General features: G+C 43.9%; 10 protein-coding genes and 1 tRNA gene. 4 read left to right on the top strand and 7 right to left on the bottom strand.

Going from position 1 to position 15,224, the window contains the following annotated elements; all coding sequences use genetic code 11:
- Positions 1-297: 297 nt before the first annotated feature.
- Genes BMZ54_RS03810 through BMZ54_RS03820 form a run of 3 tightly spaced genes read right to left on the bottom strand, consistent with a single transcriptional unit; the run spans position 298 to position 4,738 of the window.
- Positions 298-2,724 carry a DUF2357 domain-containing protein gene (locus BMZ54_RS03810; RefSeq protein ID WP_089906800.1) on the bottom strand — a complete coding sequence of 809 codons (2,427 nt, stop codon included), beginning with the start codon at positions 2,722-2,724 and terminating at the stop codon, positions 298-300.
- On the bottom strand, positions 2,721-4,412 hold the full coding sequence (locus BMZ54_RS03815) for an McrB family protein (RefSeq protein WP_089906801.1): 1,692 nt from the start codon (positions 4,410-4,412) through the stop codon (positions 2,721-2,723). The genes BMZ54_RS03810 and BMZ54_RS03815 overlap by 4 nt, the downstream gene beginning before the upstream one ends.
- A complete protein-coding gene (locus tag BMZ54_RS03820; protein ID WP_089906802.1) occupies positions 4,409-4,738 on the bottom strand; it encodes a nucleotide pyrophosphohydrolase in 330 nt (109 codons plus the stop codon). The genes BMZ54_RS03815 and BMZ54_RS03820 overlap by 4 nt, the downstream gene beginning before the upstream one ends.
- Positions 4,739-5,225: 487 nt before the next feature.
- Here BMZ54_RS03820 and BMZ54_RS03825 point away from each other — a divergent pair.
- Positions 5,226-5,299, top strand: a tRNA-Asn gene (locus BMZ54_RS03825).
- Positions 5,300-5,442: 143 nt separating this feature from the next.
- On the opposite strand, the gene BMZ54_RS03830 is transcribed toward BMZ54_RS03825, so the two are convergent.
- From BMZ54_RS03830 to hflX, 3 genes are all read right to left on the bottom strand, one after another.
- A complete protein-coding gene (locus BMZ54_RS03830) occupies positions 5,443-7,161 on the bottom strand; it encodes an ArnT family glycosyltransferase (protein ID WP_238386486.1) in 1,719 nt (572 codons plus the stop codon).
- Between the two features lie 101 nt (positions 7,162-7,262).
- Positions 7,263-7,610 (bottom strand): Rieske (2Fe-2S) protein, encoded by a 348-nt coding sequence (locus BMZ54_RS03835; RefSeq protein ID WP_089906803.1) that lies wholly within the window; start codon positions 7,608-7,610, stop codon positions 7,263-7,265.
- A gap of 69 nt (positions 7,611-7,679) precedes the next feature.
- Positions 7,680-8,870: a GTPase HflX gene (gene hflX, locus BMZ54_RS03840; RefSeq protein WP_089906804.1), complete on the bottom strand. Its 1,191-nt coding sequence runs from the start codon at positions 8,868-8,870 to the stop codon at positions 7,680-7,682.
- Positions 8,871-9,083: 213 nt separating this feature from the next.
- Here hflX and BMZ54_RS03845 point away from each other — a divergent pair, with 213 nt between their 5' ends.
- Positions 9,084-11,111 carry a S9 family peptidase gene (locus BMZ54_RS03845; protein ID WP_089906805.1) on the top strand — a complete coding sequence of 676 codons (2,028 nt, stop codon included), beginning with the start codon at positions 9,084-9,086 and terminating at the stop codon, positions 11,109-11,111.
- Between the two features lie 318 nt (positions 11,112-11,429).
- Entirely contained in the window at positions 11,430-12,209 is a 780-nt protein-coding gene (locus tag BMZ54_RS03850; RefSeq protein WP_089906806.1) for an enoyl-CoA hydratase-related protein, read from the top strand.
- Between the two features lie 88 nt (positions 12,210-12,297).
- On the opposite strand, the gene BMZ54_RS03855 is transcribed toward BMZ54_RS03850, so the two are convergent.
- Positions 12,298-12,987 (bottom strand): porin family protein, encoded by a 690-nt coding sequence (locus tag BMZ54_RS03855; protein WP_089906807.1) that lies wholly within the window; start codon positions 12,985-12,987, stop codon positions 12,298-12,300.
- A gap of 178 nt (positions 12,988-13,165) precedes the next feature.
- On the opposite strand from BMZ54_RS03855, the gene BMZ54_RS03860 reads away from it, so the two are divergent.
- Positions 13,166-15,223, top strand: a complete 2,058-nt coding sequence (locus tag BMZ54_RS03860; RefSeq protein WP_202909129.1) for an ATP-binding protein — start codon at positions 13,166-13,168, stop codon at positions 15,221-15,223.
- Position 15,224 lies beyond the last annotated feature (1 nt).

A 15,224-nucleotide genomic window follows, 5' to 3' on the forward strand; every position in this document is an offset into this window, starting at 1 on the left:
CCATTCACAGAGCCAACTATTATTTTTCCACATCTGTGTCATCAACCTTGCAGGAATAAATATATCCTGCGATGTGCTACTGTTTCTTCCAAAAACTACTATCCGCTGATTGTCCGGAGTGATCTTCATTGCTCCATCATCAAATATTTAACACCAGACCAGCTGGCAACGTTATATTTATTTCCTGCTACCCGCTGACATCTGGGTTAGCTTTCCATAACTCATCAAAAGCATTATCTGCAGCGCGCCTGTTATATAAGCAATAAAGACAGTTGTACTATTTCTTTAAACAGAAGCTTAATTAATATTTTCTTTATTAAGGATTAAAAGGAGATTATTTAATGATTGCATTGAGTCACCCAGTTTAAAATGCAGGTCAGGAAATGTATCCGATGAAAGGATTTTTAAATTCCGCACCCCGAACTCAACTAATGAAGGGTCATTTTCATTACGAACCCATTTAAGCTTAAACTTAATCTCCTGCTTTTTAAGCTCTTCATAAAGCCTTGCGCTATCAGCATTGGTAAGGTAAAAACAACCACTATCCGATCCCGGATCTTTTAAATACCGTTTTAATCCCTCAGATGTTGTATACCTGAAATTTATGGGTGATATTTTATTATGTATTTCCAGCTGTTCCCCGCAATTGAGATAAAATACAAAATATTTCCCGGCCCTATGATCCCAGGTTGTTCCTAATTTTTTAAGCTCTTTTTCTGTCAGTACATTCCACTTCTCAATCTTATAAAGAAATGCTTCTTTTGTACCTGCTTTGCAAACAAGGATCTGTTTAGATGACAGCAGCTTAATATTTGAACCTGATTTAAAAGGAATGTGATAAATGAGTTTCTCTTTCAAAAACCGGAGCCTTTCCCGCTGGTTTGTTTTTTGAATAACCCCTATGGTTATCCATTCTTTCCAGATGCTCTTACTATGAACATATTCAGCATCGTCCATTCCGATAAACTGTTCAAAATGATCTTCAGGAGAACGCTTATTTATTAATCTATTCAAAAAATCGCTTACCAAAGTAGCCTTACCAGGTAAAAATGGTAAGGCTCCGATGTTAACTGTATCAATGCTTTTATAATAATCATTACTCTCAAATTCCTTTTCTGCCAACGGAAAAGGATATAGGATAATACCACCAAGGTTCTTTATGGCGTTTCTATAGGGGGTATTACTATTGGGTTCTGTATGCAAAATTGCATCGCGGTAACGGTGCAATTGCCCTATGGAGTCTTGCGGCGCATTAAAGGAAACTTTTCCTTTATCTGTGCGTTTTTCAATCCGGTACTTTGCATCAAACAAATACCAAAAGGATTTCTCGTAGTTTCTTTTTGTAAATTCTATAGAATAGTCCGGATTCTGGTCGAAAGTAAAAATTCTTTTTTGATCAGCCGTGAAGTACTTATTGAAGTATACGGATGTTGTTTCACCGGTATCTTTCTTCTTAAAAATAACCCGGGACTCAGATCCCTTTTCCAGGCTAACACTATATTTATTTGCCCTAATTCTTATTAAATCCTGGTAATCTATTTCGGTGTCGGTTTGTTCTTTTAAGATCTGTACCAGCTTTAAAAAACACCAATATTCATATAAGACATTAATATTTTTAGGTTCAATTTTAAAGATATCACTATCGTCCAGATCTAGCCCTCTGGCTAACAAAAGATAAATGTGCATGAAATCCCTATACCCAATTCCTCTTGTAAGCAACGTTGAAAAATGAGTCCTTTCCTCAAATTTTCCCACCTCATTAAAAGGTGACATGTGCAATATTCCCTGGAGGCGTCCCAGGTTTTTCTTCATTTTATTAATTAGGGTGCTATATTTCCTGGAAGCCGGAACCGTTTCAGTATATCTTATGTGTTTTCTTAATCTTTCAATGATGCCTCTAATGGCCCAAACTACAAAGCGGTTTTCATATGTATTGTAAGTGATATGCTTAGTAGATGACAGCACATGGGTGTAACTTCTATCAGGGAATATGTTAATCCCCTGTTTACTTTCATTGGCATACTTACCGTTTTTTATAAGCCAGTCTACATTTTTCTTAGATGCGATCCTTGTTTTCTCCACGGGAAGGATCCTTTCATTTTTTTCTATTCCATGTTTTGGATGCCGCCTTATTACTTCCAGACTAATAACCAGCTGTTCAAATAATTCATCTAAGATATTCCACCATTCATTCTCAGTTGCCTGTCCTTTTACCCTGGCCCTGCTCTTTCTAAATGTATCCTTCAAATAATCATATGCCAGATTGTGTACAATGTCTGAAATATCAGTCATTATAGCCTTATAATCGGACCTATAATCCATTTTTTGAGGGAACACTTCGGTTTCTAACTCAAAAATTAAATTATTACCAGCATCTGCCAATTCAATTTTTGTTTCACCAACTTCATTCTCAAAATAAAATTGCCCTGCGAGTAAGTGCTGAGCCCCCCTTTTTTTAGACCTGTTAATGCTCCTGTTGTTTATTCTTAATTCAAAGGGAGCCATAAAAGAGCTATCCTCTTCAATAACATAAGAATATTGGACTTTTTGCCACTCAAAAAGGTAAAAGGGTTCAAATTCAACTTCCGTTTTCCCTAAAGCCTTTGCACTAAAGTGGATCTTAAGATCACGGGCAGGCTTATAGAAGTCGAATTTGGGTTCAAACACCTCTATTTCAAGAGATCCCCAATCGGCATCTAATTTATATACTCCTGCATTATTCATATCCAGAACGATGTAAAGCGGTCCTCATCATATCGTTTAAGCATAAAAACAATTTTCTTTGATGATCTGGGATAGTTCAGTTTTTCTCTTTTATTAAATTCTTTCAGGAATAATGTAAATTCAAAATTTTCTGTTTTTATTTTTTGCCCTTCCAGTATATTAAGCAGCTCAATTAATAAGGTCTGGATCCCTTCAGAACTGCCATGTATACGTGGTAGTATTTTTTGCATTATTTGAAAGTCAAAAGCAACATTATCCTCAATCAGTTTATTTTTTTTGTTATTTATAAGGTAAAAGGCAATTTCGTCTCTCACTCTATAGGCAAAATGCAAGCCTACATGCTGAAGTTTTTCATTTATTTCAATCAACAATTTTATTTTATCATTAATACTATCCCTGTCATCCTTCGCCAGATCAATGGCACGCAGGTAGGGAGCCCTGAAAACATCATTTTGTATATCAGATACCTCTTCAGGTCCATCATCATCGGAAAGCTTACTCCAGTCTAGATCAATGCTGTTCATTTCAATGGTATTTGCCCTGTCCAATACTTTCCTGGAAAAAGTATGGGTTGTTTCATCCATATTAACCGTACCTATCAGGTATAGATTATCAGGCCATAACAGTGATTCAAATTCATTCTTATTCTTTGCATTTACTAACACTTCCTTTCTTATGAGAGGATCAGTTACTATACTATTTTTTTGTTCGTCTGCCCATTCCCTTGTTTCGATTATACTTAAAAAGTCGCTGAAATAATGTTCTACCCTCGCCAGGTTCATCTCGTCCAGTATGAAAAAGTATGGTTTTTTTATGTTATCCCCTTTTGTTGCCTCCTTAATTGTTAGCACTAATTCTTTAGCTATAAAATTTCCGTCTAATGAAGTGTACCCTAATAATTCACTTCCATCTGTCCAGTCTGGCCTAACTGGTATTTGTATCACATTCGCCTGTAATCCCAGCGCAGCAGCAAACTTTCTGGGCAACTGCGTTTTACCGGTTCCAGAAACTCCTGCTAATATTACAAAAGGCTTTGTTCGTAAGGAAAGGTAAAAGTTGACTATGTCTTCACGTTGGTATTGAAGCCCTACACCTTTAATATATTTATAAACGTGTTCTATGGTTTCCTCGCTTAACATATTTATTTTTGAAGGAATGGTTATTGCTTTTTTAGTTCCGGTATAATTGGCAATGAAATTTTCAAGTGAGCCAAATTCCTGAAGGACCCGTTCTGTTTTATTTTTTGCAATTCTTGTAAACCCACGATAACTACCTCGCAGATATTCTTTGGTTTCTACTGAAGATAATGGAGGATCAATACTTTCTGGCTTTGAGAAGAAATATATATACTCCCAGGTTTTTCCCTCATCATCTTCTCCCCATAATTCCTTTGCCAAATCTTTATTCCGTATTTTGTATATTATTTGAGCGATATGATGATATTTAAAAGCCCAATATGACATAATAGGATCTCCTTCTTTCATTTCCTTCCAATTGCTTTCATTGTCAGGCCCTGGGCGAGATCCCCAACAATAAAATCCTTCAATGGTCGACCGCTTAAGCAATTGATCAAATTGATCAGAGGTTAAATGCTTTTTTAAGACCTGGATATCAACGCTTTTCTCTACAGTGTCTTTAAAATGTTTTTGAGCTTCAGCATTAGCCGCGGTAAAAACAAAAAAGTTCATAGATCAGTATGTTTTCTTGATGTGCCCTTTGCCTTGTTAACTGGATAATTACTTTCGTTCATTTTAATTTTCTCCAAAATAATTTGCCTCACATCAAAATGATATTTATCGGCAAGCAGCAGGGCAAATATGAATACATCTGCCAGCTCCTGTTTTACTTTGCTATTGTCTGCTTCATCTGCACTTTTCCAAAGGAACAATTCCAATAGCTCTCCCGCTTCAATATTAATGGCCAGTGCCAGATCCTTTGCATTATGAAATTGTTCCCAATCTCTTTCATCTCTAAACTTTTTCAGTACTGTTATTAGTTCCTGGAGATCGTTCATCTGTTAAACTTTATATATGATTTTGGGTTATAACTAAAGATAACGATTTATGAAACAACTATTAACAACACGAAATGAACAGAATCGCAAATTAAAAGTCGTTATATAATAAGACTAGAATTCCCGATAACCGGAGATATCATTTTCAATTTTATTCAAGGACAATTGATTTCCGCCATTTTTGCAATGACATGTATAAGTTTTAGTCTTATAGGAGAACAGGGTACCTAACGAATAATATGGTTGATGTTTAATTTACTGTCATTAATGGCCGGCCGCATATTCTATGCAGTCCATTTACTTTTTTGAGCAGCACAACTGCTATTTAGCGCCGCTGGTGGTATTACAACGCGCACAGATCAGCCTTGGTGGTGCATTAAGCAGGTTTTCAGAAAAAAAATGCAAATAGATTTTGCGAAATTCAAAAATTACCTATTTTTGCAATCCCAATTTGCGATTGAAGTTCAATTAGTGAAAAGGGAAATACTCCTCCTTAGCTCAGTTGGTTAGAGCATCTGACTGTTAATCAGAGGGTCGCTGGTTCAAGTCCAGCAGGGGGAGCAGAAAAGGGTGACTTAGGTTGCCCTTTTTTTATATTTTGAACTCTGCACCACCAAACGTTTAGTGTATTGATCCGGTCAAATTCCTAATAGGAAGATCAATAACGAGCTTTTGAAGGTATGCAGGTCATTTTGGCCACGTTATTATGGTAAGCCGCCGTTTTGGCCTCCCGCCATCACCAGCACCAACCATCTCCTCCCCACCGCTCTTCCCCGCGTCTTATTATTCACAAACTCCAGATCCAGCTTAGTCACATAAAACTGTACAAACTCCCTTACCAGCTGGCAATTATACCCCTGCCGCTGAAGCGTATCCGCTTCAGGAGGGTTCATCACCAGCAATACCGGCCCGCCCGCTACTGCCTGGCGCAAACCGGCGCTATCGTACCGCTGCAACGGTGTATGCAGGTAAAATTCCAGGGAATACGACTGTCCCTTCCAGAAATCTACCGGCACACCGGGGAAATACCGGTTCACATGCCGGGCGATGGTACTTCCGCTCTGGTAGCGGATCATATCCGGGTACAGCACCAGGTTCAGGAAAATATTCAGCACCAGGCTGGCTGCACAGGTACGGAAAAATACCAGCACCAGCGTGCCATTTCCCAGCCAGCGGGGCAGTAGCAAAAAGAGCAAAAGCCCCAGCAGCATGCAAAACAGGGCATAATAATTCAGTATGGGCTGGTAAAGCACACCTAAACCCAATATAGCCACTGCAATAATGATCATAATGGTATACTGCGTAATGCGGAAGAATTTAACCGCCTTCATCCCCAGCACATACTGCGCGGTCAAAATGGCGAAGAACGGGAAAACGATATTCAGATAATGCGGCAACTGGAACCGCGACAAAGAAAACAGTGCAAATGTGAGCAGCGCCCCGCTAATGCAGTAATACTCCACTGCCTGCCAGCGATTTTTGAAGAACACCACCACGGCGGCATATAACATCACAGACCAGGGTAAAAAGGCCCATAACGCCGTATGAAAGAAAAAAGTAGGGTCGCCGGAGCCCTTGATAGGTCCCGTATTAGCAAATCGCCCGAACTGGCTGTCCCAGAAAAAGAAACGGATCCCGGAAACCCCTGTTTTGCCAAACACCACTTTTTCCGGATGCAGGTCAAATTGCTGGTAAAGGGCATATAGCTCCGGTGTAATGAATACTGCGATCAATATAGCGGCAATCAGCCAGCGGAAATGGAGCAGCTGTTTCCACTGCTTCGTAAACACCAAATGCCCGGCAATAGCGCCGCCAATAGGTACCAGCGCAAAAATGCCTTTGGTCATAATGGCGAAGGCGGTGAGCAGCGCGCCCAGTAATACATCGTAATTGAATATGGAGCGCTGGCTGCGGTATAAATGATACACGCCTCCGATGATCAGTCCTGTTAGGTAAGGCTCCGCCCGTACATCGTTATTGGAGATCACGATATGCTCTGCAGTTAGCAAAATGCACACTGCCCAGCGGGCTACCTGCTCATCATACAAGCGCCTGGCAAAGAGGTAGGTATAAGCAGCTCCTGCCAATAAAAATAAGATGGCAGGGAGCTTATAAGCTGCGGTGGTAAAACCAAATACCTGGTAGCTGAGGCACATCATCCAGAAAGGAAAATGGGGTTTATCCAGCCAGTCGTGCCCGTCGGCAAACAGATTCCAGTAATCATGATGCTGCACCATATACTTCGCAATACCAGCATACAGCGCACCATCCGGCTCCATAATGGTGATATTGAGGCCGGTGAAATTCATGAAAATAAGTAAGCCTATTATAAGCAGGCTGACCTGCCTTTCATTCGCTGATAATTTATTATTAGCGGTCTCATGGAACTGCCCATAGGCAGTTTCGTTTGTATCGGAGATCATGCGGAAAAAATACAGCTATGGAATATTGATAGCACCATGTAAGGTACTATTAACAGAAAATTAATAGCCAATAGCTAACTGCTAATAGCTAATTGCTGATATTACAGCCACCCAAACAGGCCGCTCTTCTCCATACCTATATATACCCCGTCCTCCCGCTTTTCAATAGGGTAGGTTTTCAGGTAATATCCCTCCCCGCTGCTGTTATACCCGTTTTTCACGCTAAACCGGTAACGGTGTATGGGGCACACCGCGTTACCATCATTATCAATAAAACCATCGGCCATAATACCACTGGCATGCGGACATTTATATGCAAAAGCGTATAGCTGTGACTGATACTGGGTGCAACAGATCGTTTTCCCGTTTACGTCCACAGTTATGATCTCCTGTTCAGCTACTATCAAATTTTCTGCATCTATCTTATACCAGGTGTATTGCTTGGCCATGGGTCTTATTGTTAAATGTTTACAGAATGCGTGGCGGGTTCACCATCATCCTGTAAACATTCAGCTATTCTAATAAAAATATTCCGATTTGTAAGGATAGCGCTCCCGGTACAGGGTCATCACTTTATCCATAATGGTTTTACGCAGCTCCTCAATGTTGCGGCGTTCCAGGGCAGATATGAACACGCAGTTACCATTGGTTTTCTGTTCCCAGGTTTCCTTCAGCTGCCGTAAAATATCCTGTTTTACTTCAGGGGCCAGCCATTTGTCAAAGGTTTGCTCCTCGTACAGGTCCATCTTGTTAAAGATCATGATGGTGGGCTTGTCAATAGCCTTCAGCTCATGCAAAGTACGGTTCACTACTTCCACCTGGTCTTCGTACTGCGGATGTGAAATATCCACTACATGCAGCAGGATATCACTTTCGCGCACCTCATCCAGCGTGGATTTAAAGCTTTCCACTAAATGGTGGGGCAGCTTGCGGATAAACCCTACCGTATCACTGAGCAAAAAAGGCGTTTGCTCAAACACCACCTTACGGGTAGTAGTGTCCAGCGTGGCAAATAGCTTGTTCTCTGCAAACACCTCGCTTTTGCTGATGAGGTTCATAATGGTGCTTTTGCCTACGTTGGTATAACCTACCAGGGCTACACGAATATATTCTCCCCGCTCCTTGCGCTGGGTGAGGGCCTGTTTGTCTATTTCGCCCAGGCGTTTACGCAGCAGGGATATTTTATCCTTTACAATACGGCGGTCCGTTTCAATTTCCGTTTCACCAGGGCCCCTGGTACCAATACCGCCGCCCAAACGTTCAAGGTGCGTCCACATACCACGCAGGCGCGGCAGTATGTACTGGTACTGCGCCAGCTCAACCTGCACTTTGGCCTGTGCTGTACGGGCGCGGCGGGCAAAGATGTCCAGTATCAGGTCACTGCGGTCTATTACCTTCGCTTTCAGCACCTTTTCAATATTGGAGATCTGCGAGCCGGTTAGCTCATCATCAAATATTACTAATGAAATATCTTTCCCGAAGATGAACTGCCTGATCTCTTCCAGCTTACCCTTACCTATAAAGGTAGCCCGGTCGGGGTGCGCCAGCTTTTGCGTGTACCGTTTAACGGTAATTGCGCCGGCGGTTTCTGCCAGGAAGGCCAGCTCGTCCAGGTACTCCTGCACCTGGCGTTCCGTTTGTTCCTGGTGGATCAATCCCACAATAACTGCCTTTTCCTCTTGTTGAACTACTTTCTGCTTATCTAACAATGCTTATAAAAATTTAGGCAAAATTAGGGAATATTTGGTCCATGGTCCATAGTCAATAGTCCACGGCCTGTTCCGGCGCCTCCGGTGGCCCACAAAAAAGGGTAACGGTTTTATTCCCCGTAAATCCGGCAAACGCAGCAGGCTATGGACCACGGCCCATCGTCCATGGACTATTTTTCCTACATTTAGCCATCCAAAAAACCGGTTACAACCATGTATAAACCTTTTTTACTGACAGGATTATTGATCTCTACTATGACCATGGCGCAGGATAAAATGACGCCCGAACTGCTCTGGCAGCTGGGGCGGGTGAGCGGCGAAGCTCTGACAGCAGACGGCAAAACCGTTATTTACGGTGTAACACAATACAACATTGCCGAAAATAAAAGTGAAAAGAACCTGTACGCCATTCCCCTTGCCGGCGGCGAAGCCAAACAGATCACACAACAGCCCGGGGGCGAAAACGGTATTGCCGCCCTGCAGGGCCAGCAGATCGGCTACTCCCTGAAAGACCAATGGTGGGAAATGAATGCCGACGGCACCAACGCCGTACAGAAAACCAATGTAGAAGGCGGCATGCAGAACATCCGCATCTCGCCGGATGGAAAACACATCCTGTTTTCCAAAGAAGTGAAGATCAAAAAAGTAAGCGGCAGCGACTTTTACCCCGACCTGCCTAAATCCAATGTGCAGATCTACGACAACCTGAACTACCGCCATTGGGATACCTGGGAAGACGGCAACTTTCAGCACGTATTTTATGCTACCTATGATAACGGCCAGGTAGGCACGCCTGTAGATATTATGGAAGGCGAGCCCTATGACGCCCCGCAAATGCCTTTTGGCGGCGCAGAAGATATGATATGGGCACCGGATGGCAAAAGCATCCTGTATGTATGCAAAAAGAAATTCGGGAAAGATTATGCCACCAGCACCAACACCGATATTTACGAATACAACCTTGAAACCCGCAGTACCCGCAACCTGAGCGAGGGCATGATGGGCTACGATGTAAGCCCTGTTTTTAGCCCGGATGGCAAACACCTGGCCTGGACCAGCATGGCGCAGGACGGTTTTGAAGCTGATAAAAATGATGTGGTGGTAATGGAACGCAGCAGCGACAAGATCACCAACCTCACCAAAGACTGGGATGGTACGGCATCGGCTATACGCTGGAGCCTGGATGGCAAACAGCTGTTTTTCCTGGCTGTGATAAAAGGAACGGAACAGCTGCTGGAAATCAACCTGCAAAAAGATATTGCCGCTACCACGGCTAAGCATATACGCCAGGTTACTACCGGTGATTTTGATATTACCGGTTTTGTAGGACAGGCAGGTAATACACTGGTAGTATCCCGCCAGGATATGAACCATGCCACAGAGCTGTTCACCGTAAGCCTTCCCAAAGGCAGCCTGCAACCGCTAACCACTGTAAACAAAGCTGTGTACGACAAAACCGGCATGTGTAAAATAGAAAAGCGCTGGATTAAAACCACGGATAACAAAGAGATGCTAACCTGGGTCATCTATCCGCCGGACTTTGACCCTGCTAAAAAATACCCCACCTTATTATATTGCCAGGGTGGCCCACAGGCAGCCGTATCACAGTTCTACTCTTACCGCTGGAACTTTCAGCTCATTGCTTCGCAGGGTTATATTGTGGTAGCGCCCAACCGCCGGGGCATGCCGGGGCATGGCGTGGAATGGAATGCATCTATCAGTAAAGACTGGGGCGGACAACCCATCCGCGATTACCTGAGCGCTATTGATGCCGTAAGCCAGGAGCCGTATGTAGATAAGAGCCGCCTGGGCGCAGTAGGCGCCAGCTACGGCGGCTACTCCGTGTACATGCTGGCCGGTGTGCACAACAACCGTTTTAAAACTTTTATTGCGCACGATGGTTTATTTGACCTCAAAAGCTGGTACGGCACCACAGAAGAAATGTGGTTTGCCAACTGGGATATTGGCGCTCCCTGGGAGGCTGCCAATGCGAAAAGCCACCAGGAGTTTAACCCCAGCAATTACGCTAACAAATGGAATACGCCTATCCTCATTGTGCAGGGTGGTATTGATTTCCGGGTAGGTATAGAGCAGGGCTTACAGGCTTTTCAGCTGGCGCAGCTAAAAGGTATTAAAAGCAAATTGCTGTACTTCCCTGAAGAAAATCACTGGGTACTCCGCGCGCAGAACGCGCTGGTATGGCAGCGGGAATTTTTTAGCTGGCTGAAAGAAACGCTTTAGCGTGAATTACGAATTATCAATTACGACCCGCCTAAAGCGGGGCATGAGCACCATTGAAAATAATTATGTATGCGAATAATTACGAATTGAGTAGATCATTGATTTTAATAGCACAGTGAAAAGCAGTTCAGCCAAGGGAACAAATATCCGAATGATTCAATGGCTACATTTTAATTCGTAATTCGTAATTGATAATTTGTATTAAATCCTTCCGTTTCACAGATACAAACAGCCGGATCAAAGACAATCCGGCTAAAAGAAATAAATCCACAATCATTCGCTGCATTCCAATTCGTAATTAACTAATTCGTAATTAACATGTCCACGCCCCTCTTACTCCACACTCAAAACGGCATCGCCACTATTACCCTTAACCGGCCGGAGGTTTACAATGCCTTCAATGATCCGCTGAGCTATGAATTACAGGATGCCCTGAAACAGGTAGAAAAAGATACTGCTGTGCGGACCATAGTATTAACCGGCGCCGGCAAAGCCTTTTGCAGCGGGCAGGATCTGAAAGCCTCTCAGGAAGCAGGTAACCGCAGCTTCAGTGAATCCCTGCATAAACGTTATAATCCTATTATCCGCGCTATCCGCAACCTTCCTAAACCGGTAATCTGTAAGCTGAATGGTGTAGCTGCAGGCGCCGGCTGCTCACTGGCCCTGGCCTGTGACCTGATCATTGCCAGCGAAACCGCCACCCTTATAGAGATCTTTGTGAATATTGCACTGGTGCTGGATTCAGGCAGCTCTTACTTTTTACCGCGTACTATTGGCTACCACCGTGCATTTGAGATGGCTACCAAAGCTACCAAGCTTACAGCGCCGGAAGCACTGCAATTAGGGCTGGTGAACAAAGTAGTACCTGCAGAAGAGCTGGATGCCGCCGTGCAGGCAGAAGCCGCCTTTTATGCCAATGCACCTACCAAGGCCATTGCTCTCATGAAAAAAATGCTCACCAAAGGCATGACGGAGAACCTGGATGCCATATTGGATTACGAAGCCTATTGCCAGGAAATTGCCGGCCGCTCTGCAGATTATAAGGAAGGAGTTACTGCTTTTATGGAAAAACGTAAACCGGCGTTCAAGGGAGAGTAAAGATTATGTGCCGGTACCTGCCATAAATAAAACGGATGCGCAAATGATAACATCTGCACATCCGTTTTATTTATCTGCGAAAGTTAAATTACAGTCCGCTGATCGCTATACCTATAGAATAGGGTCTGATATCTAAATTGCTGCCATTGTCCTTGAACAGGGGGTTCAGGTTATAAGAACCGAACAAGGCAAAGTTACCCAGGCCAATACGCGCAGTAGCAGCATATCGCCAGGAGTTAAAGAACCGTTTGTTAGCTATTTTTTCAGTATTGCGGGTGCCGCCTATGCTATTCCGTTCTTTGGTATGCGCATTCATCAGGTTACCGATCTTCACACCCAAAGCTACTTTAAAGCCTTTGTTGGCATTATCCGGTACACTACGGTAGCGCAGCTCCAGCGGTACTTCCAGGTAAGTGGTAGCAACTTTATACTTCTTAAAAGTATTGTCGGTAGAGAATTTAGCAACATCCGTAGTAGCGTCATCCATATTCAGCACGTGGTTCTTCAGGAACACGCCGCTGGTACCAATACCTAAACCTGCTGCCAGGCTTAAATTGGTTTTGTTAATAGGGAAATCGTACATGAAGGCTATATTAAAACCCCGGTTAAACCCGGTGCCTACGCTATCCGGCCTGTTGGCCCAGCCATCATACGTAAGGGATACCACCAGAAAATCCCTGGAACGGGTTACTGAGTTCATGGCTTTGTTCATAGCTTCCTGGGAAAAAACGCTTAGCGAAAACACCATCAACCCAAGGGTAAAAAATATTTTTTTCATACAGTTATAACGACTTAAGAGAAAGAAAATTAGGCAAATCTAATGGAAATAGAATAAAACAAAGAGCCCGGGCATTAAAAAAATAACCCAAGACCTCGATTTCACACCCTATTTTTGACCCCTGACAGTATTATCAATTCCTTTATCTCATTAACCATTAGGTTTGAAGAACCTTGATATGCCACTAAAAAAACCTATCCTGATCTTCTTACTCATTAGTGCCGCCGGCTTTACCTGGCTGCTGGCGACCGCCCGTTTGCCACTGGTTACCGACATCTCTATCTTCCTGATCTCCGTAATAGCCCTGCTCTGGCTGAACCGCGATATGGGCCTGCTGGAAAAGGCAAAAAAAGAGCTGCAGGAAGGTGAGCACAAATATTTACAACTCATACAAACGGCCCATGTATTACTCTATGTTACCAACAGAGGCGGTTACTTTACGTTTGTCAGCAAACACGCCGCTGCCTTAACCGGGTATACGGATGCAGAGCTGCTGGGACAACACTATTCCATGCATATTGATCCTGAAATGTATGATGAGCTGATGCAATATTACCTGCGGCAGGTCAGGGAAAAAATACCGGTCACACACCGGGAATTCCAGATCATAACCAAGAATGGGGAACGGAAATGGGTAGAGCAGGAAGTAGTAGTACTTTATAAAGATGGTGAAATGAAAGGTTACCAATGCTGGCTGAAAGATATTTCTGAACGCATTAAATATGAGCAGGAGCTGATCCATGCACGCAAAGTAGCGGAAGATGCCAAACGCCAGCAGGAAATGTTCCTGGCCAACATGAGCCACGAAATTCGTACGCCCATGAACGGTATTATCGGTATGACCAACCTGCTCCTTAACACTTCTTTAACACTTGAGCAAAAAGAATACATTCAAGCCACCCAGCAATCTGCCAGCAACCTGCTGGCTATTATTAACGAGATCCTGGATTTTTCCAAGATACGCTCCGGCAAAATGGCGCTGGAACAAATTGCCTTTCATTTCCGTGAGCTGATGGATAAAACCCTGTTGCCCCTGCAGCTACAGGCGCAGCAAAAAGGGCTGCATTATTCCCTGGAAATAGCAGACGAAGTGCCGGATCACCTGCTGGGCGATCCCGTACGTTTTACCCAGATCATGGTGAACCTGGTGGAGAATGCCATTAAATTTACGCCGGGCGGCGCCATTGGCATACGCTGCCGTGTGCTGGCCACACAAAATACCAGGGTACGTATAGGCTTTGAGGTGAGTGATACCGGTATTGGTATACCGGCAGATAAGCAGGAGATCATTTTTGAAAGCTTCACACAATCCAATGCAGAAAATACCCGCCGTTATGGCGGCACCGGCCTGGGCCTGGCCATTACCCGCGAGCTGGTAGCCCTGCAGGGCGGCTCCCTTACCGTAAAAAGCAAGGAAGGCGCCGGCACTACCTTTTATTGCGAAATACCCTTTACCAAAAACCTCTTCCTGCCGGAAACACAAAGCAAAGGCCTGGCAGCAGCTACCCAGCTACGGCCCGTATTACAGGGCAAAATGCTGCTGGTAGCGGAAGATAATATTATTAACCAGCGCGTAGCTTATAACACCCTGCACAAAGCCGGCGCCAGGGTAGACATTGCAGCGGACGGCAAACAAGTGCTTACCCTGGTGCAGCAGAAAGAATACGACTGCATAATCATGGACATCCAAATGCCTGAAATGGATGGCTATACCACTACCATACAGCTGCGCAAGCAGGGTATTGATACCCCGGTGATTGCCATGACCGCTGCCGCTATCAAGGGTGAACGGGAAAAATGTTTACAATCCGGCATGAATGATTATATTTCCAAACCATTTGTACCTGAAGAGCTCTATATGAAGATATTGGACAACACCCCGCTGCCTGGTCCAGGCGTAGTAGACTTCGGCCATTTACGTAGTATATTATACAATGACACGGCTTACATAAAAGAAATGCTGCAGGAGTTCCTGACCACTATGCCTAAAAATGTGCAGGAGATACAGGAAGCCATCCAGCAGCAGGATTGGAAAAGAGCGGCCTTCCTGGCCCATCGCCTGAAATCAAGCCTGGGTATTGTGCCTATTGTAAATGCGATGGAAACTACCCGCGATCTGGAGAAAGAGGCGGAGCAGGGCACCAATATACCCGCTATTCATGAAAAAGTACAGCAGCTGTCCGCTATTATGGATGCAGCCTGCCAGGAAGTAGTGCAGGAAATGGAGCGCCTGTAAG

The organism is Chitinophaga rupis (assembly GCF_900109685.1).
Taxonomy (GTDB): Bacteria; Bacteroidota; Bacteroidia; order Chitinophagales; family Chitinophagaceae; genus Chitinophaga; species Chitinophaga rupis.

Coding starts and splice junctions, on each gene's coding strand:
- BMZ54_RS03810 (WP_089906800.1), bottom strand. CDS start 2,724: ATGAATAATGCAGGAGTATATAAATTAGATGCCGATTGGGGATCTCTT.
- BMZ54_RS03815 (WP_089906801.1), bottom strand. CDS start 4,412: ATGAACTTTTTTGTTTTTACCGCGGCTAATGCTGAAGCTCAAAAACAT.
- BMZ54_RS03820 (WP_089906802.1), bottom strand. CDS start 4,738: ATGAACGATCTCCAGGAACTAATAACAGTACTGAAAAAGTTTAGAGAT.
- BMZ54_RS03830 (WP_238386486.1), bottom strand. CDS start 7,161: ATGATCTCCGATACAAACGAAACTGCCTATGGGCAGTTCCATGAGACC.
- BMZ54_RS03835 (WP_089906803.1), bottom strand. CDS start 7,610: ATGGCCAAGCAATACACCTGGTATAAGATAGATGCAGAAAATTTGATA.
- BMZ54_RS03845 (WP_089906805.1), top strand. CDS start 9,084: ATGTATAAACCTTTTTTACTGACAGGATTATTGATCTCTACTATGACC.
- BMZ54_RS03850 (WP_089906806.1), top strand. CDS start 11,430: ATGTCCACGCCCCTCTTACTCCACACTCAAAACGGCATCGCCACTATT.
- BMZ54_RS03855 (WP_089906807.1), bottom strand. CDS start 12,987: ATGAAAAAAATATTTTTTACCCTTGGGTTGATGGTGTTTTCGCTAAGC.
- BMZ54_RS03860 (WP_202909129.1), top strand. CDS start 13,166: ATGCCACTAAAAAAACCTATCCTGATCTTCTTACTCATTAGTGCCGCC.